Origin of the sequence: Maribacter sp. MAR_2009_72, from assembly GCF_007827235.1 — a bacterium.
GTDB lineage: Bacteria > Bacteroidota > Bacteroidia > Flavobacteriales > Flavobacteriaceae > Maribacter > Maribacter sedimenticola.
The window spans coordinates 4198503-4224076 of record NZ_VISB01000001.1; the positions used below are offsets into that span (position 1 = coordinate 4198503).

The following is a 25574-nucleotide window of genomic DNA, read 5'->3' on the forward strand; positions in this document are numbered from 1 at the left end:
TATTTGCACTTATATTTAGACAATTTGAAATTTACATTACACAAAACGGATGCACAATCCAAGGCTAGGGCAGGTACCATGGTAACAGATCATGGTGTTATTGAAACCCCAATATTTATGCCGGTAGGCACCGTTGCCTCTGTAAAAGGGGTGCACCAAAAAGAATTAAGGGAAGAAATCAATCCAGATATTATTCTAGGCAATACCTACCATCTTTTTTTAAGACCCAAAACGGATATATTAAAAAAAGCGGGGGGTCTTCATAAATTTATGGGCTGGGACAGGAATATTTTGACCGATAGCGGGGGCTATCAAGTATATTCATTATCGGCCAATAGAAAGATAAAAGAGGAAGGGGTAAAGTTCAAGTCCCATATAGATGGTTCCATGCATATGTTTACTCCAGAAAATGTGATGGAGATTCAACGTACTATTGGTGCGGATATCATAATGGCCTTTGATGAATGTACCCCTTATCCATGTGAATATAATTATGCCAAGCGCTCCATGCATATGACACATAGGTGGTTGGACCGGTGTATAAAACATTTGGAAAAAACTCCTTTTGAGTATGATTACGAACAAACTTTTTTTCCTATTGTACAAGGTTCTACCTATAAGGATTTAAGAAGACAGTCTGCGGAATATATAGCTAATGCAGGAGCACAAGGCAATGCTATTGGCGGGCTATCCGTAGGTGAGCCGGCAGAGGAAATGTACGGAATGACGGAAGTTGTCTGTGAAATTTTGCCAGAAGATAAACCAAGGTATTTAATGGGGGTAGGAACACCGATCAATATTTTGGAGAATATAGCGTTGGGTATAGATATGTTCGACTGTGTTATGCCTACCAGAAACGCTAGAAATGGTATGTTGTTTACTGCTCATGGTACCATTAACATTAAGAATAAGAAATGGGAAGATGATTTTTCTCCCCTTGATGAAATGGGAACCACATTCGTTGACCGTGAGTATTCCAAGGCTTATTTAAGACATTTATTCGCTGCAAATGAATATTTGGGCAAACAAATTGCAACAATACATAACTTAGGGTTCTATATGTGGTTGGTGCGCGAAGCCAGAAGGCATATAATAGAAGGCGATTTTAAAACGTGGAAGGATATGATGGTTAAACAAATGGATAAAAGGCTGTAATGCTTTCAATAATAGATAGATACATATTAAAACGTTACTTGGCGACATTTTCGTTAATGCTGCTCTTGTTCATTCCCATTGGTATTATGGTGAACCTGGCTGAGCAAATTGGCAAGATGATAGACAATGAGGCTCCGCTGAACGAGATTGTAATGTATTATGTAAACTTTACCATTTATATAGGAAACCTATTGTTTCCTATCTTCTTATTTCTGTCCGTTATTTTCTTTACCTCAAAGTTGGCAAACAATACCGAAATTGTGGCCATATTAAGTTCTGGGGTTTCCTATAGTAGATTTTTAAGACCTTATCTAATTGGGGCCACCTTAATTGCTATTGTAATGTTTTTTATGACAATGTTCATTGTGCCCAATGCAAGTGTAGGGTTCAATGAGTTTAAATATAAATACCTTAAAAAAGGCAAACAAGATCGTGTAACAAACAATATTTTTAATCAGCTCAATGAAACCGATTTTATCTATGTAAGCAGTTTTGACCCTGCCAGGCAATTGGGACACAATTTTACTTTTGAACGTTTTGATGAGAACAATGAGTTGGAGTTCAAGATTTCTGCCGCAAACATCAGATGGGTAGAGAAAGATTCTAATTATAGGTTAACTTCATATAAAAAACGTAAAATTGTTGGCGATACGGCTATTTTGGAAAGTAAACGACGGTTAGATACAATTTTTGCCTTTGATATAGGCGACCTTACTCCGGTATCATATGTGGCGGAAACCAAAAACCTTTTTGAGTTGGATACCTTTATAAAGGACCAAAAAAGAAAGGGAGCTTCAAATATCAATACGTACGTACTTGTAAAGTATAAAAGATGGGCATTGCCACTCACCGCTTTTATTTTAACATTGATAGCGGTTGCGGTATCATCGGTCAAAAGGAGAGGAGGTATGGGTGTTAATTTGGCGTTTGGTATTTTGGTGGCCTTTGTGTTTATCTTTTTTGACAAGGTATTTGGTACCCTTGCAGAGCAATCCGGTTTTTCACCTTTACTTGCCGTAACCATACCCAATGTAATATTTGGTTGTTTGGCCTTTTACCTGCTACAAAATGCCAAAAGATAGATTACAAAATCTGCTACATTTACATTTCATTGTATTTATATGGGGGTTTACCGCAATTTTGGGCAAACTTATAACTATAGATTCCCTTCCGTTGGTATGGTCAAGAATGGGGCTTGCTACATTGTTTATTTCCTTATATATCTACTTTTCTAAATTTAACATTAAAGTCTCCAAAAAAACTTTTGTTTGGTTATTGCTTGGTGGTATAGTGGTTGCCTTGCATTGGGTAACCTTTTTTTTGGCCATCAAGGTATCTACTGTATCCGTTGCTTTGGCCATGATGTCTACAGGAGCCTTTTTTACGGCACTCATGGAACCGTTTTGGTATAAACGTAAAATCATAACCTATGAGATATTTTTTGGTCTGTTGGTAATTATTGGGCTCTATTTAATTTTTAAGGTAGAAACACAATATATGTATGGTATGGTTATCGCTTTGATCTCTGCATTTTTAGCCGCGGTATTCTCACTGATCAACGGTAAACTGGTACAAACGCATAAACCTTCTGTGATATCCTTTTATGAACTTGGTATTGGTGTGGTTTTTTTAAGTGTAGTATTGCTTATCAAAGGTGATTTGAATATGTCCCTCGTTCAATTAACCAGCATGGATTGGATCTATCTGTTGATCCTTGCAATTATTTGTACTGCTTATGCATTTATCGCATCGGTAAAAATTATGCGCGTACTTACCCCGTATACGGTCATGTTGACTACAAATTTGGAACCTGTATACGGTATTTTATTGGCATGGTTCATCTTTGGTACAGAAGAGGAAATGAAACCAATGTTCTATGTTGGGGCTTGTATCATTCTTTTAACGGTCATAGCAAACGGTATTTTAAAACAAAGGGCAAATATTAAAAAAAGGGTACCTAAAATTTAGGTATTAAAGTTTTATCTTTGGCCTGACAACTAATGAAACTTTATTGAAATATGGAATATTTGGATTTTGAGCTTCCTATTAAAGAATTGGAAGAACAATTGGACAAGTGCATGATAATTGGCGAAGAAAGTGATGTAGACGTTACGGAGACTTGCAAACAGATAGAGAAAAAACTTGCTGATACTAGAAAAGAAATTTATAAGAACCTTACTGCTTGGCAACGCGTACAGCTTTCTAGACATCCAAATAGACCTTATACCTTAGATTACATTAAGGCCATTTGTGGAGATACTTTTTTAGAGCTGCATGGAGATCGTAACGTTAAGGACGATAAGGCCATGATCGGTGGTCTTGGAAAAATCAATGATCAAAGTTTTATGTTCATTGGCCAACAAAAAGGGTATAATACAAAAACACGCCAATACCGTAATTTTGGTATGGCCAATCCAGAGGGATATAGAAAGGCCTTAAGGCTAATGAAATCGGCAGAAAAGTTCCAAGTGCCCGTTGTATGTTTTATTGATACTCCTGGTGCTTACCCAGGTATTGAGGCAGAGGAACGCGGACAAGGAGAGGCAATTGCACGCAATATTTTGGAAATGACCCGCCTTAAGGTGCCGATCATTGTAGTGATCATTGGTGAAGGAGCATCTGGAGGAGCATTGGGTATAGGTGTAGGTGATAAGGTACTAATGTTGGAGAATACATGGTATTCCGTAATTTCTCCGGAATCCTGTTCGTCTATTCTATGGAGAAGCTGGGAATATAAGGAAAGAGCTGCCGAAGCCTTGAAGCTGACCGCTACAGATATGAAAAAATTGAAACTGATCGATGAAATTGTAAGGGAACCTGCAGGTGGTGCACATGCAAACAGAGAAAAAACGTTCGAGACCGTAAAAAATAAAATTGCTTCCCATTTTGAGCAATTGCAAAAGTTATCACCAAAAGAATTGGTAAATCAGCGAATGGAAAAATATGCCCAAATGGGCGTTTTCAACGGCTAATCTGCAATTTAGGCAACTTAAAAATATACCGAGGATTTTATTCCTCGGTTTTTTTATCTTATCAACAGAAATTTGTAATTTATTAACAAGCAATTGTTAGTCAACTGTGAACATCGTAATGACGATTTTTAACGTTAACTAAAGGTTAATTGTATATTTTCGTACTATGGAGAACACTAAACCTATTGTGGGTCGCAAGATCGACAAATCTACTATTATTAACCTGGAAAGGGGTAAAATTCCACCGCAAGCTGTTGATTTAGAGGAGGTTGTGCTTGGTGCTATGATGATAGATAAAAAAGGTGTGGATGAAGTAATAGATATTCTACATCCAGATGTTTTTTACAAGGACGCGCACCGTTTTATTTACGAAGCCATCTTTATCCTCTTTGAGGAATCACAACCTGTGGATTTATTAACCGTTTCTTCACAATTGAAGAAAGCAGGTAAATTAGAAGCCTGTGGGGGCGATTTTTATTTGATAAAACTTACCCAAAAAGTAGCTTCTTCCGCCCATATTGAATTTCATGCTCGTATAATTCTACAAAAATTTATACAACGTAGTTTAATTAAAATTTCAGGAGAGATCATTGAAGAGGCCTATGATGAAAGTACAGATGTCTTTAGCCTATTGGATGCTGCGGAATCTAAATTATATGACGTTACCCAGGGAAACTTAAAACGTTCTGCGGAAACCGCCCAGGATTTGGTAATACAGGCCAAAAAACGAATCGAGGAAATTGCCGGAAAAGAGGGTATGAGCGGTATTCCTTCCGGATTTGATAAATTGGATAAACTTACATCAGGTTGGCAACCAAGTGATTTGATCATTGTGGCTGCAAGACCGGGTATGGGTAAAACCGCCTTGACGTTATCAATGGCAAGGAATATGGCAGTGAATTCAAATACACCGGTAGCTTTCTTTTCGTTGGAGATGTCCTCTGTACAGTTGATTACTCGATTGATTTCTTCGGAAACGGGACTTTCATCAGAAAAGCTGAGAACCGGTAAATTGGAAAAACATGAATGGGAGCAATTGAACGTTAAAGTAAAGTCCTTGGAAAAAGCCCCGTTGTTTATTGATGATACACCATCGCTTTCTATTTTTGACCTTAGGGCAAAAGCTAGAAGGCTGGCATCACAACATGGTATTAAAATGATCATGATTGATTATTTGCAATTAATGACTGCCGGGGGATCGCAAAAAGGAGGAAACCGTGAACAGGAAATTTCTACCATCTCAAGAAACTTAAAGGCTTTGGCAAAAGAACTTAACGTACCCGTAATTGCTTTGTCTCAGTTGTCCCGTGCAGTGGAAACGCGTGGGGGAAGTAAACGACCAATACTATCGGATTTGAGGGAATCTGGGGCCATTGAACAGGATGCGGATATCGTTTCCTTTATCTATAGGCCGGAATATTATAAAATAGAGGAGTGGGACGATGAGGAACACACCCCAACACAAGGGCAGGCAGAATTTATTGTAGCCAAACATAGAAATGGTGGTCTGGAAAACATACGACTGAAATTTATTGGTAACCAAGGTAAATTTGATAACCTTGATGATTTTGATTCCCCTTTTGAATTTCAATCAAAAATGAACGCCAATGAGGAAAATCCGTTTATAACCAAAAATTTACCGAGTGCAGATGATGCTTTTGGTAGTAGTATGAACGCTGGTCCAGATTTTGATGAGGATAATGACGTTCCTTTTTAAAAGCGGAAATAGCACATGTTAAAAGCCTCTTTAAAAGAGGCTTTTTTATTTTTCAGCAATTGAAGACCTAAATAGAACGTTATATATTTATAACGGCTTTAACGAGAGCATAAATGCAATGCCAAAGATTTTACCATATCTTTGAATAGCTATCTTGAACTATCCCATATGTCCAAAATTGTAACTTTAGTTTTTATCCTGTTTTTTTCCGTTCAATTGAAAGCATCATCCATCCTTATTCCAATGGATGCCGATAGCCAAAAAAATCATTTAAAAGCGTATGGCATTACGTATTGGGTATTGTCCAAACAACAAAAAGTGCAGTGGTTGCTCAATTATCGTGGGGGGTCCTTTTTATTGCCAGATGGTGAAAGTATACGAAAGGAATGCCAAATAAGAGGGGTAAGTTTTGAGGTGCTGTCCGATGGTCAAGCCAATTCTATCCTTGATGAAATTAATAGTCCCGCCAAGAACCAAGATGCGGTCATTCTGGAAAAGGCACCTAGGATAGCGGTTTATTCCCCAAAGGATAACCAACCCTGGGATGATGCGGTTACCATGGCCCTGACTTATGCGGAAATACCCTATACCACTATATATGATGAGGAGGTTTTGGGGGACAAGTTGGCATTGTATGATTGGTTGCATCTTCATCATGAGGATTTCACGGGTCAATACGGTAAGTTTTATGGGGCATATAGGGCAACCCCTTGGTATATTGAAGGAAAGAAGAATGCGGAAAAATTGGCAAAAAAGTTGGGTTTTGATAAAGTTTCCGAAGAAAAAAGGTCCGTTGCACTAAAAATCAGAAACTATGTAATAGGCGGTGGTTTCATGTTCGCCATGTGCTCCGCTTCCGATAGTTTTGACATTGCCTTGGCTGCAGATGGTATTGATATTGTTGAGCCTATGTTTGATGGTGATGCATCAGACCCCAATTATCAGGCTAGTTTGGATTTTGGAAAAACTTTTGCCTTTACCGATTTTATTTTGGAACGTAGCCCATTAAAATATGAGTTCTCATCAATTGATATGACCACCAAGAGAGGTAATGTACCTAAGGAATCCGATTATTTTTCGTTAATGGAATTTTCCGCAAAATGGGATCCCGTTCCTACCATGCTCTGTCAAAACCATACTTCTTTGGTCAAGGGTTTTATGGGACAGACTACAGCATTTACCCGTAGCCAGATTAAACCAACGGTCATGGTTTTAGGGGAAAACAAAATTAATGAAGAGGCAAGATATATTCATGGTATTAAAGGAAAAGGATTTTTTACTTTTTACGGAGGCCATGATCCTGAGGATTACCAACACAGGGTAGGGGACCCTAAAACGGAATTGGAGTTACATCCTACCTCTCCTGGATATCGATTAATTCTTAACAATGTATTATTCCCTGCCGCCAGAAAAAAGAAACAAAAAACCTGATAATATCTATTATCTCCAAAAATTTAAAAACCGTTGCCACAACTTGTGGCAACGGTTTTTATTTGCGTATACTTAAATTACTGTAAAATAGGCATGCTACTTTTAGAATACACCAATAAAATGGCTTCCCGTAGCATTGATCAATTCTGCTCCTTTGGTCACTTCTCCGGTTTCGGTATCTACAATATAAATGTTACCATTCTCTCCTACGGCACCTTGAGTCAAATAAATTTCAGAACCCTCAACTACAAAACCTTGGTATTGGAATAAATAGAAATCTGGGTCATAAGGTATATCGTCAATTTTAACAGCCGTTCTTGCGTTTAGGTCTACCAATGCAAAGAACCCTTGAGCTCCTGCAACACCCTCTTCAGAGCCTTCATGGCGATAAGCCAAAACCGCCTTACCGTTTGCAGCAGGTCTCCAGGCCAATACATAGGCACCGGTAACACCCAATGCTTCGTCCAGATTAAAGTCGTAAGTATCATCATAGGTGTTATCAGCGTTAATTTTCAAGATATAAGAACCCTCTGGATCTACTTGGTTGGCTTGGTACACGCTACCGCTATATTCAAAGGCATTGATACTACGGTACCCGTTGGTATTACCATGCCCAATAGTAGATGTAATGACTGTTGGGTTTAATAATGAAGGGTAATCCAAAACAATAGTTTTAGAGCCTAAAATTTCATAGTCACTATCATTTTCTAAGGTCGCGGGATCGATCTTGCTAACACGTGCACCAATATATAATTTATTTCCGACAGCATTTAAAGTAGGCATATCTATTCTTGAAATGTAGTATCCTGCAGCTGATTCCTCATCGCTTAAGGTAAGAACATGCTCTTCAAAGTTATTGATTTGGGAATCTACCAAATCTAAGGTCACAACGCCAATGGTAGAATTGGTGTATAGATAGGTGTCGTCCGTTACATCGTCAGGAGTACCGTTATCATCCACTTGATGTTCAGTATCCACATATACTGCAGCTCCTGTTTTATCTCCATCAAAAAGTTTTATCCATCTTGGTGCGGTCCCTACATATGGGGCAATACTGATCTCTGATCCTGTTTGGGTAAATGTTCCGCCACCGTCAACGGTATATTTGGTATAATTTCCACCGGTATCCCCTGCATAACTGATGTTAAAAATTGTATTTCCATCCTCTGCGGATTGTAATCTTGCCGTTCTATTGGAAGGGGCTACAAAGCCATTGTTAAATGGATCAATCTGTACGGATGGATCTTTGGCATCTTCACTTGTAACTGAATAGATCAAGGTTCCCCCATTGCCATCTCCAGGGTTTTCTCCCATTTTTGCACCGGCAATGGTAATCCACCTTGGTTCTTGCTCAACAGGTTCTTCCGTATCTGGAGTTTCTGTTTCAGGATCTGTATCTATTATTGTATCGTCGCTACTACAAGAGGTCATTAGACCGGTAGCCAGTATGATAGAAGCTAAGGTTTTAAAGTTTAAAAAATTTAGTTTCATATTTGATTCTATTTAAATGATTAAAAATTATTGATTATGTAATTCAATTTTAGATAAAAAGCTCTGCCTGGTTTTTGTACTGAAAGATTATCATAAGTAGCTTGGTCAAAAATATTTTTGACATCAAAGCTCATTACAAAATTTTTCTTGGGAAAAGTATAGCTTAGCCCAAAGTCATGTGATACTTGTTCCGGAATTAAAAATTCTTCTTCTCCTGTAGTATTGGTCCCTGCCGCAAATTTGAACGTAAATTCATCGGTATAGTATGTGTTATAAAACAGGTTTAGTATAGAGTTTGTTTGGAAAACATCCTTTAGGGTGTATCGTAATCCGGCATTCATGGTAAACAATGGCACATTGGGTACATTGGTTTCTACGCCAGAGTTGACGGTTGTCAAGCTCATGCGGGTTACATTGAAATTAAACCCTAAATTATTGTCGTAGGTGTAAAAGAATTCTGCTTCAATTCCTTTGGACTCTGCCGTATTTTCCAAATTGGTGTATTGAATGAACTCATCACTTTCCCTAAGTCCGTCTGCATTGGCGGGTAATCCTATTCTATTTTCAATATTTCGTGCAAAGAAATTAGAGGACAGGGTAACAGCATGTTTATTAAAGTTGAACTTTCCTAAGCGAAACCCAATATTTAGATTGTTACTGGTTTCTGGTTTAATGGAAAGATTTGGTAATAAATTGTCCCCAGCATCACCAAATACCTCATTTTCGCTTGGTAATCTAATCGCTTTTTCTGCTGATGTCAATAAGGTTACTGTAGGAATTACTATGAAGGATGCGGCAAAACCATAACCGGTATAATCGTTATCGCTTTGATAAATTTCATCGATTACTGCTGTATTGTCCTCATTAAAAACGGGTTTTGTGTTTAGGACCTTCTGCCAATAATGTTTACCAAAAGCATTGAGCTTAAACTTATCCTCAAACGCATTTAGTTCATAGCTAAGCGAAAATATATTCTTGTACAAATCACTGGTTTGCTGAAAGGTATTTTCCAATAACGATACCATTTCATCACTATCTTCCCTATCTACACCGCTATATACATGGTTGAACAATACTTTGTGATGGTCGTTAACGGTATAGGACAGACCAGAGCGTACTGAGGCTACTTTTCGTTCTATATTTGCAAGGGTGGGTCCATTTTCATTTTGTGAATTCCAGATATAATCCAAATATTCCCCATCAAAACCTACCAATCTTTTTCCTGCCCAAGTATAAGCTTGTGCTACGGTGTCATTTATAACACGGTTGCGTTTACCATAAACCCCGTTGATATTCAAATCCAGACCCTTGGCAAGAAGATTCTTTTTTTGATAGGTAAGATTGGCCAATAGAGCGTCTGACTCCAAGAATCTTCCATTATAAGGAGATATGGTCACAAATGTGCCGTGCTGTACTTCCTTATATTCATCAGAGGCGGTGAATCCTACTAAAAACTGGTCTGCCCAGTCTACATTGGTATAACCAATTTGGGCCATGCCGCCGGTAGAACGGTATGCATCATGAAACCTTCTGGCTACAATTGGTGTCTGTACCCCATTGGGTGCAATATCAACAATTGTCCTGCCAGATATCTTATAGTCATTGTCAGAATAGTTATGAAACGCAGATGCTTTTACCGTAAATCCAGATTCCGAAAATCTATACGCGCCATTTAAATTGGTCTGTATGGTATTGAAAGAACCATAGGAAACAGATGCGTTCAAATTGTTTTTACCTCCTTCATGAAGTACAATATTTATAGCACCGCCCACGGCATCACTGGATAAATGTCCGGGAACTACTCCTTTGTATACTTCAATGTTTTTGATCATTGAAGGGGGAATGCTGTTTAAACTAAAGGATGAACCGTAAATTGAAATAGGAATACCATCTATGAATATACTGACCGACCTACCAGACAATCCGTTTAGACTATATTCTACATTAGAACCTAAGCCGCCGTTCTGACGTATTTTTACGCCTACAGTCGTATTTAATAATTCATTGGTCTGGATACTTCTAAGTCCTGCCTCCTTGGTTTCTATAGAGTTTACTGAAAAACCTTTTGTTTCTAGCGCGGTTTTTTCAGTTTTACCGTTTACGGTTACCTCGTCCAGATTTTCAACGTTTTCCTGAATAGTAAAATTTACCTGAATGTCGGTGTATTCCTTATTGATCACTATTGTCTTGGACCTGGTATGGTATCCAATGAACGAGACCACGATGGTATGTTTGCCAAATGGAACATTAGATAGATTGAAATTGCCTTCCTCATTGGTCAACACCCCGCGATTTAGTCCTTCTATCAAAATATTGGCATAGGACATTGGTGTACCTGAAGGGTCTTTGACAGAGCCTGTAATGGTGCCTGTTTGCACTTGGGATAAACCTGTGTAAAATGTTGATAATAGTAAAAGGGTTATTAAATTTTTCATGTAAATAAAAAAGCGGTCTATATTTATTAAGATTTAGTCTAAATAAATACCTTTACAAATCTAAAGCAGGAACATACGGTGCAGTACCGTAAAAAGAATTTTTACATACGCATAAGGAAGTAATGATAAAAGGGAGCGAAAATGGAGTGAGACCGGTTCTATATAAAAATATATGTACCAAAGATTTATTTAGGGGATCCTACATCAATAATGCTGTTCAATATAATACGGTAGAGGTTTCCAATAAAGATGAAATTGCGTTTATTACTGGAATTGATTTTACCAACAACAAATTGCTTTTTGAGTTTGATTCAGAGATTAGGGTCAAAAGTGATGAGCATTTGATTAAATTTCATTTTAGCTTAGAAGGGGAATATTCCTATCAGCCCTTAAGTCATATTAAATATTTAGTACAGATTCCTGAAAATCATTGTAATATGTTCTATTATCCTACAACTGAAGGAAGGGATATTTTCTTTAAAAGTAATATTAAGGTTTTTGAAATTTATGTAAAGCCAAAATTGTTACAAAAACTTTTGGGTACGGATTTTGCTACCGGTTTTGGTAAATTGCAAGATGCCATAACCAATTCTAATTCATTTGTACTTTGGGATAAAAGTAAATTTATTCCCCCACAGATACGTAGTTATATCAATGAAATCATCCAATGTCCCTATACTGGTCTGGTAAGAAAAAAGTATCTTGAAAGTAAGTTGACCGTACTATTGATTGATTTTATGATGGGAAGGCATACGGCAAAAATATCCAAAAACAATGTCAAATTACTCAATTCGGATTATTTGGCTTTGGTAAAGGTAGAGGCACATATTCGCAATAATTTAAAAGAACCACTTAAAATTTTAGATCTCTCGGAAATTGCAGGATTTAATGCCACAAAATTAAAAAGGGATTTTAAAAAAGTATATGGAATGCCGGTTTTCAAATATATTACGGCACTACGTATGGAGTTTGCCAAAAGTCTTATTACCCAAGATGGTGTATCCATTGCCCATGCTGCATATGAAGTTGGTTACGCCAATCCCCAACATTTTACCACAGCTTTTAAAAGGACCATGGGGTATTTGCCCAGTGAGCTAAAACCTGCTGTTGAACAATAAAAGAGGTGTATTTTTTGTAGGATTGTTTTTTTGAATGGTCTATTTAACCAATAATTCTAAAATATGTTCCACACCGTTCTCATCATTACTTAATGTGGTGTAATTGGCCATTTTTTTAACATTAGGATGTGCATTGGCCATGGCAAAACCATAATCCGATAAAGCAAGCATCTCCAAATCATTATTATAATCACCAAAAACTATTAACTCGTCTGATTTGATATTGTAATTTTGCATAAGTTTTTTAAGGGCATAACCTTTATGCGCATTATTACTAGAGATGTCCAACCAATTTTCTCCGGACACCTTTACCTTCAAATCTTTTTCAAAATGCTTTACAAATGGATAAATATGTGCCTCTGAACTTTCAAAGTGATAGATGGCAATTTTAATGATTTCCAGATCAACATCCTTTAAATTATCCAAAATTTGAAATTCGGTATAGTATTCTTTTAGCTTTTGGGTAAACTTAGCTGAATTTCCTGCCGTAAATGCCGTATATTTTCCACATAGTACGGCGTGTATATTTGGTATTTGATCAAGGGTTTTTAATATTTTGGAGATATGTTCCTTGACCAGGGGAGTGGTTATTAGTTCTGTTTCCTGTTTTTTGGCAAATCCACCGTTTTCCGCAATAACGATTATATCATCCTTTATTGGGTGTAATTTTTCTACAATACTGTTATATTGTCTTCCACTGGCTGCAACAAATACTATTCCCTTTGATTTTAGTTTCTCAAACAAAGTAAAAAATTGATCACTAACTGTATGGTCAGAATTTAAAAGGGTGCCATCCATATCCGTTACCACCATTTTTATCTTTGATAAATCCATTCATCCTATATTTAATTACAAAGATATTTCATGTATGTTTAGTAATTGAACGAATACATAAAGTTTTACACTCAAATGATATAAAAGTATTATGAAGATATTTCAAAAGGAATTTACCTTAACGCCCTATAGAAGGGGTTATCACATCATTACCCAAAGCATAATTGATAACATACCGGAACTAAAACATATTCAGCAAGGTTTTCTCCAAGTATTTATTAAACATACTTCCGCAAGTTTAACCATTAATGAGAATGCCGACCCTACTGTTCGTGATGATTTTGAAAGTCATCTAAATATCGTAGTACCCGAAAATGCTCCTTATTATAAACATGACTATGAAGGTTCAGATGATATGCCGGCCCATATAAAGGCGTCTTTAATGGGGGCATCTGTGAAGATACCAATTACCAATGGTAAGCTAAATATGGGTATATGGCAAGGTATATATCTCTGTGAACATCGAAACTATGCATCTGGTAGAAACCTTGTTCTCACTGCGTGGGGTATATAGTTTTTTATTAACTTGAAATTGAAATAAAAAATATGACTACAGAAGAATCCATTTTAAATAAAATACAGATATTAATAACCAATCATTTTGCGACACCCGAAATGGCCTTTAATTATTTTGATGAAGATCATGATCAAAAATTGACCAAAAAAGAAATCGTAAAATTGTTAAAAGAGGCAGAAATAAGCGGTTTTTTACGCGGAATAGTATCATCCAAACTTATAGAAGGGTATGATAAGAATGGTGATGAGCTGATAGATTGGCAAGAATTCAAGTCCGCTATAGCTAAAATTAAAAAATCCGATTCATAAAGAATCGGATTTTTATAAAGTGAGATTGTTATTAATTTATTTTACCTGATCTACAACCGCCTTAAAGGCTTCTGGATGGTTCATTGCTAAGTCAGCTAGAACTTTTCTGTTAAGTTCTATATTGTTAGCTTTTACTTTACCCATAAATTGAGAGTAGGACATTCCATGTTGTCTGGCACCTGCATTGATACGGGTAATCCAAAGTGAACGGAACGTTCTTTTCTTGTTTCTACGATCTCTATAAGCATATAACATTGCTTTTTCAACCGCATTTTTAGCTACTGTCCAAACGTTTTTACGTCTTCCAAAGTAACCTTTGGCTTGCTTCATCACCTTTTTTCTTCTGGCTCTGGAAGCTACTGCATTTACTGATCTTGGCATTTTTTCTAATTTTTTGTAGTAGGCGCCCTAATTTATTCAGGAACTTTTTTGGCCTAACTCCATGGTTAATAATTTTACCTTTTTAAAGAACGCTTATTTTAAACGTAACTGTTCTTTAATGCTGTTAACATCATGTTGGTGAACCAATGTATCATGAGTTAAAGCAAGCTTTCGCTTTTTAGATTTCTTCGTAAGAATGTGGCTCTTAAAAGCGTGCTTTCTTTTAATTTTACCGGTACCCGTTAGCTTAAATCGCTTTTTGGCACTGGATTTCGTTTTCTGTTTAGGCATTTTTCCTAATTTATTTAATTATCTCACTTTGCATGCTGAACGCTACTTACAAACGTAAGTAGCGTTCAGTATTTTTATAGTTACGGTCTATATGTATTAAACCGATCGTAATCTTATTTTCCTTTGGTCTTAGGTGCTATGAACATTGTCATTCGCTTACCTTCCAATTTTGGCATTTGTTCTACTTTACCAAGTTCTTCCAATTCTGAAGCTAATTTTAACAATAAAATTTCTCCTTGGTCCTTATATACTATGGAACGACCTTTAAAGAATACATACGCTTTTAACTTTGCTCCTTCTTTCAGGAATTTTTCCGCGTGCTTCTTCTTAAATTCATAATCATGGTCATCCGTATTAGGTCCAAACCTTATTTCCTTAACAACAACTTTGGAAGCTTTCGCTTTCATTGCCTTGTCCCTCTTCTTTTGTTCGTATAAAAACTTTTTATACTCCATAATTTTACAAACAGGAGGGTCTGCTTTTGGGGAAATCTCCACCAAATCCAAACCTAATTCTTCTGCTTTCTCAAGAGCCTGAGGAAAAGGATATACACCTACTTCAACATTGTCACCTACCAACCTAACTTTAGGGGCCGTAATCTTTTCATTAATATTATGGGGATTCTTATTTTCCCTTCTAGGTTGTGGTCTAAATCTTTTACGTATTGCTATGACTTAATATTTTTAGTTAAACTTTATTCTTTAAACGACTTTAAGGTACTATTTATTTCTGTGTTAACCAAGTCTGTAAACGTGGTTAAGCTTATAGCTCCTAAATCTTCACCTCCGTGTTTTCTAACAGAAACGGTGTTGGCAGCTTCGTCGCTTTCCCCTACGATCAGCATGAATGGCACTTTGCTCATTTCAGCTTCACGTATTTTTTTACCGATCGTTTCATTTCTATTATCGATAAGGGCGCGAATTTCGTTATTTTCTAGGGATTTTAAAACTTTTTGGGCATATATTTCATGTTTCTCGCTTACCGGAAGAATTATTGCCTGTTCTGGTGTTAACCATAATGGGAAATTACCCCCTGTATGTTCTAATAATAGCGCTATAAAACGTTCCATACTGCCAAATGGCGCTCTGTGAATCATGACCGGTCTGTGCAATTCATTATCACTACCTTTATAGGTAAGGTCAAATCGTTCAGGTAAATTGTAATCTACCTGTATAGTACCTAATTGCCATTGCCTGCCCAAAGCATCTTTCACCATAAAATCCAGTTTAGGGCCATAGAAAGCTGCTTCACCAGCTTCTATAATGTAATCCAAACCTTTTTCTTTCGCTGCATTGATAATTGCTTGTTCCGCTTTTTCCCAATTTTCAACAGAACCTATGTACTTGTCTGGGTTATCCAAATCCCGTACGGAAACTTGGGCTGTAAAGTTTTCAAATCCTAATGATCCAAGAACATATAATGAAAGGTCAATTACGTTTTTAAACTCTTCGTCTAACTGGTCGGGTGTACAAAATATATGGGCATCATCCTGAGTAAACCCTCGTACACGTGTTAATCCGTGCAGTTCACCGCTTTGTTCATACCTGTATACTGTTCCAAATTCGGCAAAACGTTTGGGAAGCTCCCTGTAACTGAACGGTTTAGAATTGTATACTTCGCAATGATGTGGACAATTCATTGGTTTAAGTAAGAATTCCTCATCTTCTTTTGGGGTGTGTATGGGTTGAAAACTGTCCGCGCCATATTTCTCATAATGACCAGAAGTTACATATAGTTCTTTTTGACCTATATGTGGTGTAACCACCATTTCATAGCCTGCTTTTTTCTGAGCTTTTTTTAAGAACTGTTCCAGACGCTCCCTCAAAGCAGCGCCCTTTGGCAACCATAGGGGCAGACCTTGTCCTACTTTCTGGGAAAATGTAAAGAGTTCCAGCTCTTTCCCTAACTTACGATGATCTCTTTTCTTGGCTTCTTCTAAAAGCTCAAGGTACTCTGTTAATTCTTTTTGCTTTGGAAAGGATATGCCGTACACTCTTGTTAATTGGGCGTTATTCTCATTGCCTCTCCAATATGCACCGGCCACACTTAGTATTTTTATGGCTTTTACAATACCTGTGTTGGGTATATGGCCTCCTCTACATAAATCGGTGAACGTATCGTGGTCACAAAATGTAATGGAGCCATCTTCTAGATTTTCAATTAATTCAACTTTATACTCATTCCCTTGGTCTTTGTAGAATTTTAATGCATCTGCCTTGGAAACTTCCCGTAATTTATAATCATGTTTTCCCCTGGCAATCTCTAAAGCTTTCTTTTCTATTGCAGGAAAATCTTTTTCCGAGATAACGCCTTCAGGTAAATCAACATCATAGTAAAAGCCATTGTCAATAGCCGGTCCTATAGTAAGTTTTACTCCAGGGTATAATTCTTCCAAAGCTTGGGCAACAATGTGCGATGTGGAGTGCCAAAAAGCGGTTTTACCTTCCTTGTCATTCCAAGTGTAGAGGATCAAGCTGCCGTCTGACTTCAAGGAGGTGGTGGTTTCAACTGTAGTATTATTGAATTTTGCCGAAATAACATTACGGGCCAAACCTTCACTGATACTCTTGGCAACCTCCATAGGTGTTGTGCCTTGTTCAAATTCCTTAACTGAGCCATCTGGCAATGTAATCTTGATCATATGCTGTAAATCTTTTCAGGTGCCAAAGATACTATGTTGTATTCATGTCCACAATAGTATAAGGTTATGTTTTGCCGATACTATTTATACGCAGGTCTATTTTATAATTCTACGCGTTGTTTCAATAGATTAAGGTCTCTTCTTCTAAGAATATAGATTTGTTGTTGCAAAAGTGATTGTTATAATAAGGTATATTTATTTTCGGTTGGTTCTGGGGGCAATGCAGATAATAATTAGTTAGTTGGTTTTGGTATTCTTAGTGGTCAGTATACGATTTGTATATATGTAGAGTGTAGTGTGATGTATTTTATATGATGCCTTACTCTTGAAATGGTGATGTTTTTGGGGCTTTTTTGAAAGCCTAGTCTGGAATTTCTTTTCCTAGTTGCCTGGTCTCGTTTCTCAACCTGCTGTAAACATGTTGGTTAGCGCGCCGTTGCAATGGTCGTATGTTTTAAAAGGCTGTTTATCAGAACGTTGTGTATTATTTATCCTTTAGGGGTATTTTCCGTTCCCATAAAGTTCAGTAAATCAGCGGGGTAGGTGGCGGTCCAAAAAAAACCTCATTTTTTTTAAAAAAAGCCTTGTAGGTTTGGAAATAGGGTGTACATTTGCAGCCCGCTAACGATGAAGATCACGGTCTTTGTCCGCCGCCGGGGCAAGTTCATAAAAATGTTGTTTTACCGGGCCTGTAAAGAAAATTTTATTTTTTTCACAAAGTAGTTGTCAGGTTAAAAAACAGTTGTATATTTGCACCCGCTTAGGGAATTACCTAGGGGAAACGAGGCGAGGGAATCGGGAGATTCTGTGCCTGGTTTATGGAAGTTCATTGAAATATTGTGGAGATAGGAATCGAGTTCAGGTGAGGACCTGGATGAGAGGAACAAGAATTAAGGAAACATACAATTTAATATATCGTAAGGTATATATAAGGAATTGAATCGAGAGTCGGGGCCGGGAGAGATTTTGACTTCGTTGGGACGAATATATACAGAACAACGATGAAGAGTTTGATCCTGGCTCAGGATGAACGCTAGCGGCAGGCCTAACACATGCAAGTCGAGGGGCAGCGGGGAAAAGCTTGCTTTTCCGCCGGCGACCGGCGCACGGGTGCGCACCGCGTATGGAACCTGCCTTGTACAGGGGAATAGCCTTTGGAAACGAAGATTAATGCCCCATGGTACCACGACCCGGCATCGGGATGTGGTTAAAGCCCTCGGGCGGTACAAGATGGCCATGCGTCCCATTAGCTTGTTGGTAAGGTAACGGCTTACCAAGGCTACGATGGGTAGGGGCCCTGAGAGGGGGATCCCCCACACTGGTACTGAGACACGGACCAGACTCCTACGGGAGGCAGCAGTGAGGAATATTGGACAATGGAGGAGACTCTGATCCAGCCATGCCGCGTGCAGGAAGAATGCCCTATGGGTAGTAAACTGCTTTTATACGGGAAGAAAAAGGGCTACGTGTAGCCTACTGACGGTACCGTAAGAATAAGGACCGGCTAACTCCGTGCCAGCAGCCGCGGTAATACGGAGGGTCCGAGCGTTATCCGGAATTATTGGGTTTAAAGGGTCCGTAGGCGGGCCGATAAGTCAGGGGTGAAAGTCTGCCGCTCAACGGTAGAACTGCCTTTGATACTGTCGGTCTTGAGTTATAGTGAAGTTGCCGGAATATGTAGTGTAGCGGTGAAATGCATAGATATTACATAGAACACCGATTGCGAAGGCAGGTGACTAACTATATACTGACGCTGATGGACGAAAGCGTGGGGAGCGAACAGGATTAGATACCCTGGTAGTCCACGCCGTAAACGATGGATACTAGCTGTCCGGGGCCTTGAGTCCTGGGCGGCCAAGCGAAAGTGATAAGTATCCCACCTGGGGAGTACGTTCGCAAGAATGAAACTCAAAGGAATTGACGGGGGCCCGCACAAGCGGTGGAGCATGTGGTTTAATTCGATGATACGCGAGGAACCTTACCAGGGCTTAAATGCATATTGACAGGTCTAGAGATAGATTTTCCTTCGGGCAATTTGCAAGGTGCTGCATGGTTGTCGTCAGCTCGTGCCGTGAGGTGTCAGGTTAAGTCCTATAACGAGCGCAACCCCTACCGTTAGTTGCCAGCATGTCATGATGGGGACTCTAACGGGACTGCCGGTGCAAACCGTGAGGAAGGTGGGGATGACGTCAAATCATCACGGCCCTTACGTCCTGGGCCACACACGTGCTACAATGGCAGGTACAGAGAGCAGCCACGTCGCAAGGCGGAGCGAATCTATAAAACCTGTCACAGTTCGGATCGGGGTCTGCAACTCGACCCCGTGAAGCTGGAATCGCTAGTAATCGGATATCAGCCATGATCCGGTGAATACGTTCCCGGGCCTTGTACACACCGCCCGTCAAGCCATGGAAGCCGGGAGTGCCTGAAGTCCGTCACCGCAAGGAGCGGCCTAGGGCAAGATCGGTAACTAGGGCTAAGTCGTAACAAGGTAGCCGTACCGGAAGGTGCGGCTGGAACACCTCCTTTCTAGAGATTGTCCTTTTAAGGACGGTCCCTGACGAAGAGAAGAATGGAACCACGGTCCCGGTCTTTTGATTTAATAATAGTTTCTTTGGTAATTGTTCGATTGTTACATCTCCATAATTATGATATATAAGTAATTGCTTTTTTCTGCGAGGTATTTATACTGAAAAGGAAGAGTAGGGACAGTCCCATAGCTCAGCTGGTTAGAGCGCTACACTGATAATGTAGAGGTCGGCAGTTCGAGTCTGCCTGGGACTACAAACAAAAAGGTCGTTTTTGGTTAAGCGGCACGTTCATTAAGGATTGAAGGAAATTTTAGGAGTTGGGTATCCCAAGTTGGCGTATGGTCATCGATTAACTGATAACTGTTAACTGATAGCCGACGACTGAAAACGGGGGATTAGCTCAGCTGGCTAGAGCGCCTGCCTTGCACGCAGGAGGTCATCGGTTCGACTCCGATATTCTCCACCAGGCAATGCCCGGGATATGAAATACGATCTTAGGAGCTTGCAGTGATTGGCATAGATGATTTAATTGTCTATCGCGACTCGCGATCGTTCATTGACATATTGGAACAGGAGGTAAGACATTTTTAATGTTTTACCGACTAAAAAAGAAAGAAACACGAATCTTTATTAAGTAAAGAGTACGAATTAAGAATAGAATAGATTAAAGATCTGGCGACAAGCTGGAAAAGGGCGTATGGGGAATGCCTAGGCTCTCAGAGGCGAAGAAGGACGTGATAAGCTGCGAAAAGCTGCGGGGATCGGCACACACGATATGATCCGCAGATATCCGAATGGGGCAACCCGGCATATTGAAGGTATGTCATGGCGTAAGCCAAGCAAACCCGGGGAACTGAAACATCTAAGTACCCGGAGGAGGAGAAAACAAAAGTGATTCCGATAGTAGCGGCGAGCGAAATCGGATTAGTCCAAACCGTTGTTGTTTCGGCAATAACGGGGTTGTAGGACCACGACATTCGAGATGTGATGAACTAGAACGCTTTGGAAATAGCGACCATAGAGGGTGATAGTCCCGTATAGGCAAAGAGCATTTAGATAGTGGTATCCTGAGTAGTGCGGGGCACGTGAAACCCTGTATGAATCCGGCGGGACCATCCGCCAAGACTAAATACTCCTGAGAGACCGATAGTGAACCAGTACCGTGAGGGAAAGGTGAAAAGAACCGTGAATAACGGAGTGAAATAGATCCTGAAACCATACGCTTACAAGCGGTCGGAGCCCATATGGGTGACGGCGTGCCTTTTGCATAATGAGCCTACGAGTTACTTTTACTGGCAAGGTTAAGTTCTTCAGGAACGGAGCCGTAGCGAAAGCGAGTCTTAATAGGGCGCCATAGTCAGTAGTAGTAGACGCGAAACCGTGCGATCTACCCATGGGCAGGTTGAAGCTGTGGTAACACATAGTGGAGGACCGAACCCGTTGACGTTGAAAAGTCTTGGGATGACCTGTGGGTAGGGGTGAAAGGCCAATCAAGCTCGGAAATAGCTCGTACTCCCCGAAATGCATTTAGGTGCAGCGTGTAGATAGTTTCATAGAGGTAGAGCTACTGATTGGATGCGGGGGCTTCACCGCCTACCAATTCCTGACAAACTCCGAATGCTATGAAATGTTTCTGCGCAGTGAGGGCATGGGTGCTAAGGTCCATGTCCGAGAGGGAAAGAACCCAGATCACCGGCTAAGGTCCCAAAGTATATGCTAAGTTGATATAACGCGGTGGAACTGCATTGACAGCCAGGATGTTGGCTTGGAAGCAGCCATTCATTTAAAGAGTGCGTAACAGCTCACTGGTCGAGCGGTTCCGCATGGATAATAATCGGGCATAAGCATATCACCGAAGCCGTGACTTTGTATTTATACAAGGGGTAGGGGAGCATTGTAACTGCGTCGAAGGCGTACCTGCGAGGGATGCTGGAGCGGTTACAAACGAAAATGTAGGCATAAGTAACGATAATGCGGGCGAGAAACCCGCACGCCGAAAGACCAAGGTTTCCCCAGCTATGCTAATCAGCTGGGGGTCAGTCGGGACCTAACGCGAACCCGAAGGGGATAGTGGATGGACAACAGATTAATATTTCTGTACCTGCTCACGCTAAAAGTGACGGAGGCGAGAAGTTGGTGCGTACAGACGGAATTGTACGTTGAAGGGAGTAGTAATACCCCGATAGTACACCGAGGCCACGGCCAAGGTGATAATCCAGCATATCGACTTCCAAGAAAAGCGAGTGAAGCAGCCCGTACCGTAAACCGACACAGGTGGTTGGGATGAGTATTCTAAGGCGCTCGAGAGATTCATGGCTAAGGAACTAGGCAAAATAGACCCGTAACTTCGGGAGAAGGGTCGCCCCCTTATGGGGGGCCGCAGTGAAGAGGTCCAGGCGACTGTTTATCAAAAACACAGGGCTCTGCAAAATCGAAAGATGAAGTATAGGGCCTGACACCTGCCCGGTGCTGGAAGGTTAAGAGGAGATGTCATTCCTTCGGGGAGAAGCATTGAATTGAAGCCCCAGTAAACGGCGGCCGTAACTATAACGGTCCTAAGGTAGCGAAATTCCTTGTCGGGTAAGTTCCGACCTGCACGAATGGTGCAACGATCTGGACACTGTCTCGGCCATGAGCTCGGTGAAATTGTAGTATCGGTGAAGATGCCGGTTACCCGCAGTGGGACGAAAAGACCCCGTGCACCTTTACTATAGCTTCGTATTGACCTTGGTCAAGCAATGTGTAGGATAGCTGGGAGACTTTGAAGCCGCATCGCCAGGTGTGGTGGAGTCATTGTTGAAATACCAGCCTTTGCTTGTCCGGGGCCTAACCCTCCAAGAGGGAACAGTGCGTGGTGGGTAGTTTGACTGGGGTGGTCGCCTCCAAAAGAGTAACGGAGGCTTCTAAAGGTGCCCTCAATACGGTTGGCAATCGTGTGTAGAGTGCAATGGCACAAGGGCGCTTGACTGGGAGACATACAGGTCGATCAGGTTGGAAACAAGAGCATAGTGATCCGGTGGTTCCGCATGGAAGGGCCATCGCTCAAAGGATAAAAGGTACGCCGGGGATAACAGGCTGATCTCCCCCAAGAGCTCATATCGACGGGGGGGTTTGGCACCTCGATGTCGGCTCGTCACATCCTGGGGCTGGAGAAGGTCCCAAGGGTTGGGCTGTTCGCCCATTAAAGTGGCACGCGAGCTGGGTTCAGAACGTCGTGAGACAGTTCGGTCTCTATCTACTGCGGGCGTTAGAAATTTGAGTGGATCTGACTCTAGTACGAGAGGACCGAGTTGGACCGACCGCTGGTGCACCAGTTGTTCCGCCAGGAGCATCGCTGGGTAGCTATGTCGGGATTGGATAAGCGCTGAAAGCATATAAGCGCGAAACCAGCCACAAGATGAGATTTCTTTAAAGGGCCGTGGGAGATGACCACGTCGATAGGCTATAGGTGGAAGGGCGGTAACGTCCGTAGCCGAGTAGTACTAATTGCCCGTCAGGCTTGCGCATACGCTCGTCCCGTTCCTTGGAACGGGGCGGACGAGGGTCTTTACTTCTTTCTTTTTATACCGAAACATACTTTTTGATATAAGTGCCTCTTTCCTTTATAGTATCCTGTTCCATTCATGTCAACGATATTGCGGCGGAGGCCGCGATCGGGAATGCCCGATCCAAAACTTAGGTGGCCATGGCGACGGGGCCCACCCCTTACCATTCCGAACAGGGAAGTTAAGACCGTTTGCGCCGATGGTACTGCTATACCAAGTGGGAGAGTAGGTAGCCGCCTTTTTCGAAAGCCCCTTACAACTATGTAAGGGGCTTTTTTTATGCTATAAATTCAAATATATATCTGGGAATTTATTTAGTATTGTAAATCATACCTAGTTTAAGAGCTATACATTTTTATAAAACAAATGTCATATTGTAATTCATTGGATAAAGAGGAAAAATTTAATGCCATTTCTCACGGTATTGGTGCCTTATTAGCTATTATTGGTATGGTAGTTTTAATGTATTGCAATACGGATAAATCACCCTATGCTACTTGGGGAATTATAATTTATAGTATATCTCTAATTAGTATGCTGGTTGTTTCGTCAGTATATCATGCCATGGATAATAGAATTTGGAAGTTGAGAATGAGAATACTCGATCATATAAATATTTATTATCTCATAGCAGGTACTTATACTCCGGTTGCGCTTATAACATTAATAAATGGTAATGGTTGGCAAATATTCTTTACAGTATGGGCAATTGCAGCTGTAGGTACAATATTAAAGCTATTTTTTACTGGTAAATATGAAATAGTGTCATTGCTCTTGTACTTACTTATGGGTTGGCTAATCGTATTTGATTTCCAGAATCTACTTGCTAATACATCTGAAGTAGGAATAGAGCTGTTGATGCTTGGAGGGGCATTCTATACTATAGGCATCATTTTTTATGCCGTTAGAAGAATTTCATATAATCATTTTATTTGGCACCTATTTGTACTTGGAGGCGCAATAAGTCACTGGTTCTTTATTTATTTAGATGTCATTTAAATCTTAAAATACTTTATAGTGCTGTATGCTATTAAGAATCTATTACATCCTTATAGTCTTCATAAAATTTCTCAATTTGTAACATAGTTTGGTTTAAAAACACCATAGTTTCTCTCCAGCTATTTTTATTGTGGATAGATACATCGTTTAATTCAACATATATTCTAGATATCTCTTTTTGATTTTCTAGAGTATAAAAGTCTTCATAAATAGCATCTGGTAAGTAGTCATCAATTAGAATAGATTTTAAAGCAACTAATTTGTCCCAAACTTTTATACGTTGGTCAAAGTCAGTATCAACATCAATAGAGACCATTGCAGCTTTTAAATTAAAATGAAACTTAAATGAAAGACCCTTAATACCTGTCTTGTATAAAGTCCATTTAACAGGGAAGGATTTTCCAAAAGAAATCCAAAAGTCTTCTCGTAATTTTCTTGAGTCTTCTTTACTGAACATTTATAAAAAATATGCGATGACTATCCCTAATACAATGACCAAAAGTTTATGTAGGTTAAATTTATGACCTTCGGAGCTTTCAAATAAAATTACAGTAGATATGTGCAATAAAACTCCTATAACCAAAGCATGTAAATAGACAGAATATGTAGATAGAAATTTTACATTATGGGCTAAAAATGTGCCTAACGGGGTCATGATAGAAAAAAGCAACATAAAAAATCCGGCATGTAATTTTTTAATTTTTGAACTTAAAAGAAATATGCTAAGAATTATGGCAATAGGAATTTTATGTATCAATATGCCATATATAATTGTATCATTGGTTTCTATGGGTAATCCTTCCAATAAGGAATGTATACTTAAGCTAAAAAATAATAACCAAGGAAAGTTTAATCTATCTTTTGAAATATGTACATGGCCATGTTCCGCACCTTTGGAAAAAAATTCCAAGAAAATCTGAAATAGAATTCCTAACATGATAAAAACCCCAATCGTTTTTGCATCGGAATCTATATATACTTCCGGTAACATTTCAAAAATGGTCAAAGCCAATAAAAACGCACCGCTAAATGCCAATAATAGCTTAAAATATTCGTTTTTTTTTGGTTTTGCTATGACTACAAATAAAAAGCTAAGCAATACTCCCAAAATGGGTAATAAGTAAATCATGTAAATGCTGGTTTGGCTTTAATTAAAGGAATTAGGACTTTAATTAATCAGACTTCAAAATTAGCGTATTTTTGCGGTA

The 25574-nt window shown here is 39.6% G+C and carries 19 protein-coding genes, 2 tRNA genes and 3 rRNA genes; 15 read left to right on the forward strand and 9 right to left on the reverse strand.

Annotated elements, in window-relative coordinates; all coding sequences use genetic code 11:
- Positions 1-24: 24 nt before the first annotated feature.
- The 6 genes from tgt to JM81_RS17755 all read left to right on the forward strand — a co-directional run bounded on the left by tgt (position 25) and on the right by JM81_RS17755 (position 7275).
- On the forward strand, positions 25-1155 hold the full coding sequence (gene tgt / locus JM81_RS17730; RefSeq protein WP_089261964.1) for a tRNA guanosine(34) transglycosylase Tgt: 1131 nt from the start codon (positions 25-27) through the stop codon (positions 1153-1155).
- Positions 1155-2237, forward strand: coding sequence for an LptF/LptG family permease (locus tag JM81_RS17735; protein ID WP_144805382.1), 1083 nt, complete (start codon positions 1155-1157; stop codon positions 2235-2237). Before tgt ends, JM81_RS17735 begins: the two co-directional genes overlap by 1 nt.
- On the forward strand, positions 2224-3123 hold the full coding sequence (locus JM81_RS17740) for a DMT family transporter (RefSeq protein ID WP_144805384.1): 900 nt from the start codon (positions 2224-2226) through the stop codon (positions 3121-3123). The genes JM81_RS17735 and JM81_RS17740 overlap by 14 nt, the downstream gene beginning before the upstream one ends.
- A gap of 50 nt (positions 3124-3173) precedes the next feature.
- Entirely contained in the window at positions 3174-4127 is a 954-nt protein-coding gene (locus tag JM81_RS17745; protein ID WP_089261958.1) for an acetyl-CoA carboxylase carboxyltransferase subunit alpha, read from the forward strand.
- A gap of 166 nt (positions 4128-4293) precedes the next feature.
- Positions 4294-5844 carry a replicative DNA helicase gene (gene dnaB / locus JM81_RS17750; RefSeq protein WP_089261956.1) on the forward strand — a complete coding sequence of 517 codons (1551 nt, stop codon included), beginning with the start codon at positions 4294-4296 and terminating at the stop codon, positions 5842-5844.
- 168 nt (positions 5845-6012) lie between these two features.
- Entirely contained in the window at positions 6013-7275 is a 1263-nt protein-coding gene (locus JM81_RS17755) for an asparagine synthetase B (protein ID WP_144805386.1), read from the forward strand.
- 102 nt (positions 7276-7377) lie between these two features.
- Here JM81_RS17755 and JM81_RS17760 read toward each other — a convergent pair whose 3' ends face one another.
- Positions 7378-8766 (reverse strand): hypothetical protein, encoded by a 1389-nt coding sequence (locus tag JM81_RS17760; protein ID WP_144805388.1) that lies wholly within the window; start codon positions 8764-8766, stop codon positions 7378-7380.
- A gap of 20 nt (positions 8767-8786) precedes the next feature.
- Positions 8787-11201 carry a TonB-dependent receptor gene (locus JM81_RS17765; RefSeq protein ID WP_144805390.1) on the reverse strand — a complete coding sequence of 805 codons (2415 nt, stop codon included), beginning with the start codon at positions 11199-11201 and terminating at the stop codon, positions 8787-8789.
- A 122-nt stretch (positions 11202-11323) separates the two neighbouring features.
- Here JM81_RS17765 and JM81_RS17770 point away from each other — a divergent pair, with 122 nt between their 5' ends.
- Complete coding sequence (locus JM81_RS17770) at positions 11324-12319, forward strand: helix-turn-helix domain-containing protein (RefSeq protein ID WP_144805392.1); 996 nt, start codon at positions 11324-11326, stop codon at positions 12317-12319.
- A gap of 39 nt (positions 12320-12358) precedes the next feature.
- On the opposite strand, the gene JM81_RS17775 is transcribed toward JM81_RS17770, so the two are convergent.
- Complete coding sequence (locus JM81_RS17775) at positions 12359-13153, reverse strand: HAD family hydrolase (protein ID WP_144805394.1); 795 nt, start codon at positions 13151-13153, stop codon at positions 12359-12361.
- Between the two features lie 91 nt (positions 13154-13244).
- Here JM81_RS17775 and JM81_RS17780 point away from each other — a divergent pair, with 91 nt between their 5' ends.
- Together JM81_RS17780 and JM81_RS17785 are read left to right on the forward strand one after the other, a co-directional pair.
- The gene (locus tag JM81_RS17780; RefSeq protein ID WP_144805396.1) at positions 13245-13667 is read left to right on the forward strand and encodes a secondary thiamine-phosphate synthase enzyme YjbQ; all 423 of its coding nucleotides are present in this window, start codon (positions 13245-13247) and stop codon (positions 13665-13667) included.
- 32 nt (positions 13668-13699) lie between these two features.
- Positions 13700-13978, forward strand: a complete 279-nt coding sequence (locus tag JM81_RS17785) for an EF-hand domain-containing protein (protein WP_089261942.1) — start codon at positions 13700-13702, stop codon at positions 13976-13978.
- A 36-nt stretch (positions 13979-14014) separates the two neighbouring features.
- Here JM81_RS17785 and rplT read toward each other — a convergent pair whose 3' ends face one another.
- The 4 genes from rplT to thrS form a co-directional block, all read right to left on the reverse strand.
- Positions 14015-14359: a 50S ribosomal protein L20 gene (rplT, locus tag JM81_RS17790; protein ID WP_089261940.1), complete on the reverse strand. Its 345-nt coding sequence runs from the start codon at positions 14357-14359 to the stop codon at positions 14015-14017.
- Positions 14360-14452: 93 nt separating this feature from the next.
- Positions 14453-14650 (reverse strand): 50S ribosomal protein L35, encoded by a 198-nt coding sequence (rpmI, locus tag JM81_RS17795; protein ID WP_047245905.1) that lies wholly within the window; start codon positions 14648-14650, stop codon positions 14453-14455.
- A gap of 113 nt (positions 14651-14763) precedes the next feature.
- A complete protein-coding gene (gene infC, locus JM81_RS17800) occupies positions 14764-15321 on the reverse strand; it encodes a translation initiation factor IF-3 (protein ID WP_089261938.1) in 558 nt (185 codons plus the stop codon).
- A gap of 23 nt (positions 15322-15344) precedes the next feature.
- Entirely contained in the window at positions 15345-17291 is a 1947-nt protein-coding gene (gene thrS / locus JM81_RS17805) for a threonine--tRNA ligase (RefSeq protein WP_144805398.1), read from the reverse strand.
- A gap of 998 nt (positions 17292-18289) precedes the next feature.
- Here thrS and JM81_RS17810 point away from each other — a divergent pair.
- From JM81_RS17810 to trhA, 6 genes are all read left to right on the forward strand, one after another.
- A 16S ribosomal RNA gene (locus tag JM81_RS17810) occupies positions 18290-19820 on the forward strand.
- A 181-nt stretch (positions 19821-20001) separates the two neighbouring features.
- A tRNA-Ile gene (locus JM81_RS17815) sits at positions 20002-20075 on the forward strand.
- Between the two features lie 136 nt (positions 20076-20211).
- Positions 20212-20288: transfer RNA gene (locus JM81_RS17820), tRNA-Ala, on the forward strand.
- 209 nt (positions 20289-20497) lie between these two features.
- Positions 20498-23329: ribosomal RNA gene (locus tag JM81_RS17825) — 23S ribosomal RNA — on the forward strand.
- Between the two features lie 168 nt (positions 23330-23497).
- Positions 23498-23609, forward strand: a 5S ribosomal RNA gene (gene rrf, locus JM81_RS17830).
- Together the 16S, 23S and 5S rRNA genes with 2 tRNA genes alongside form the textbook arrangement of a ribosomal RNA operon.
- Positions 23610-23751: 142 nt before the next feature.
- The gene (gene trhA, locus JM81_RS17835) at positions 23752-24366 is read left to right on the forward strand and encodes a PAQR family membrane homeostasis protein TrhA (protein ID WP_315897759.1); all 615 of its coding nucleotides are present in this window, start codon (positions 23752-23754) and stop codon (positions 24364-24366) included.
- A gap of 31 nt (positions 24367-24397) precedes the next feature.
- On the opposite strand, the gene JM81_RS17840 is transcribed toward trhA, so the two are convergent.
- Both JM81_RS17840 and JM81_RS17845 read right to left on the reverse strand, forming a co-directional pair.
- Positions 24398-24823 (reverse strand): DUF4268 domain-containing protein, encoded by a 426-nt coding sequence (locus JM81_RS17840; RefSeq protein ID WP_144805402.1) that lies wholly within the window; start codon positions 24821-24823, stop codon positions 24398-24400.
- Positions 24824-25495, reverse strand: a complete 672-nt coding sequence (locus tag JM81_RS17845) for a ZIP family metal transporter (RefSeq protein ID WP_144805404.1) — start codon at positions 25493-25495, stop codon at positions 24824-24826.
- Between the last annotated feature and the right edge of the window lie 79 nt (positions 25496-25574).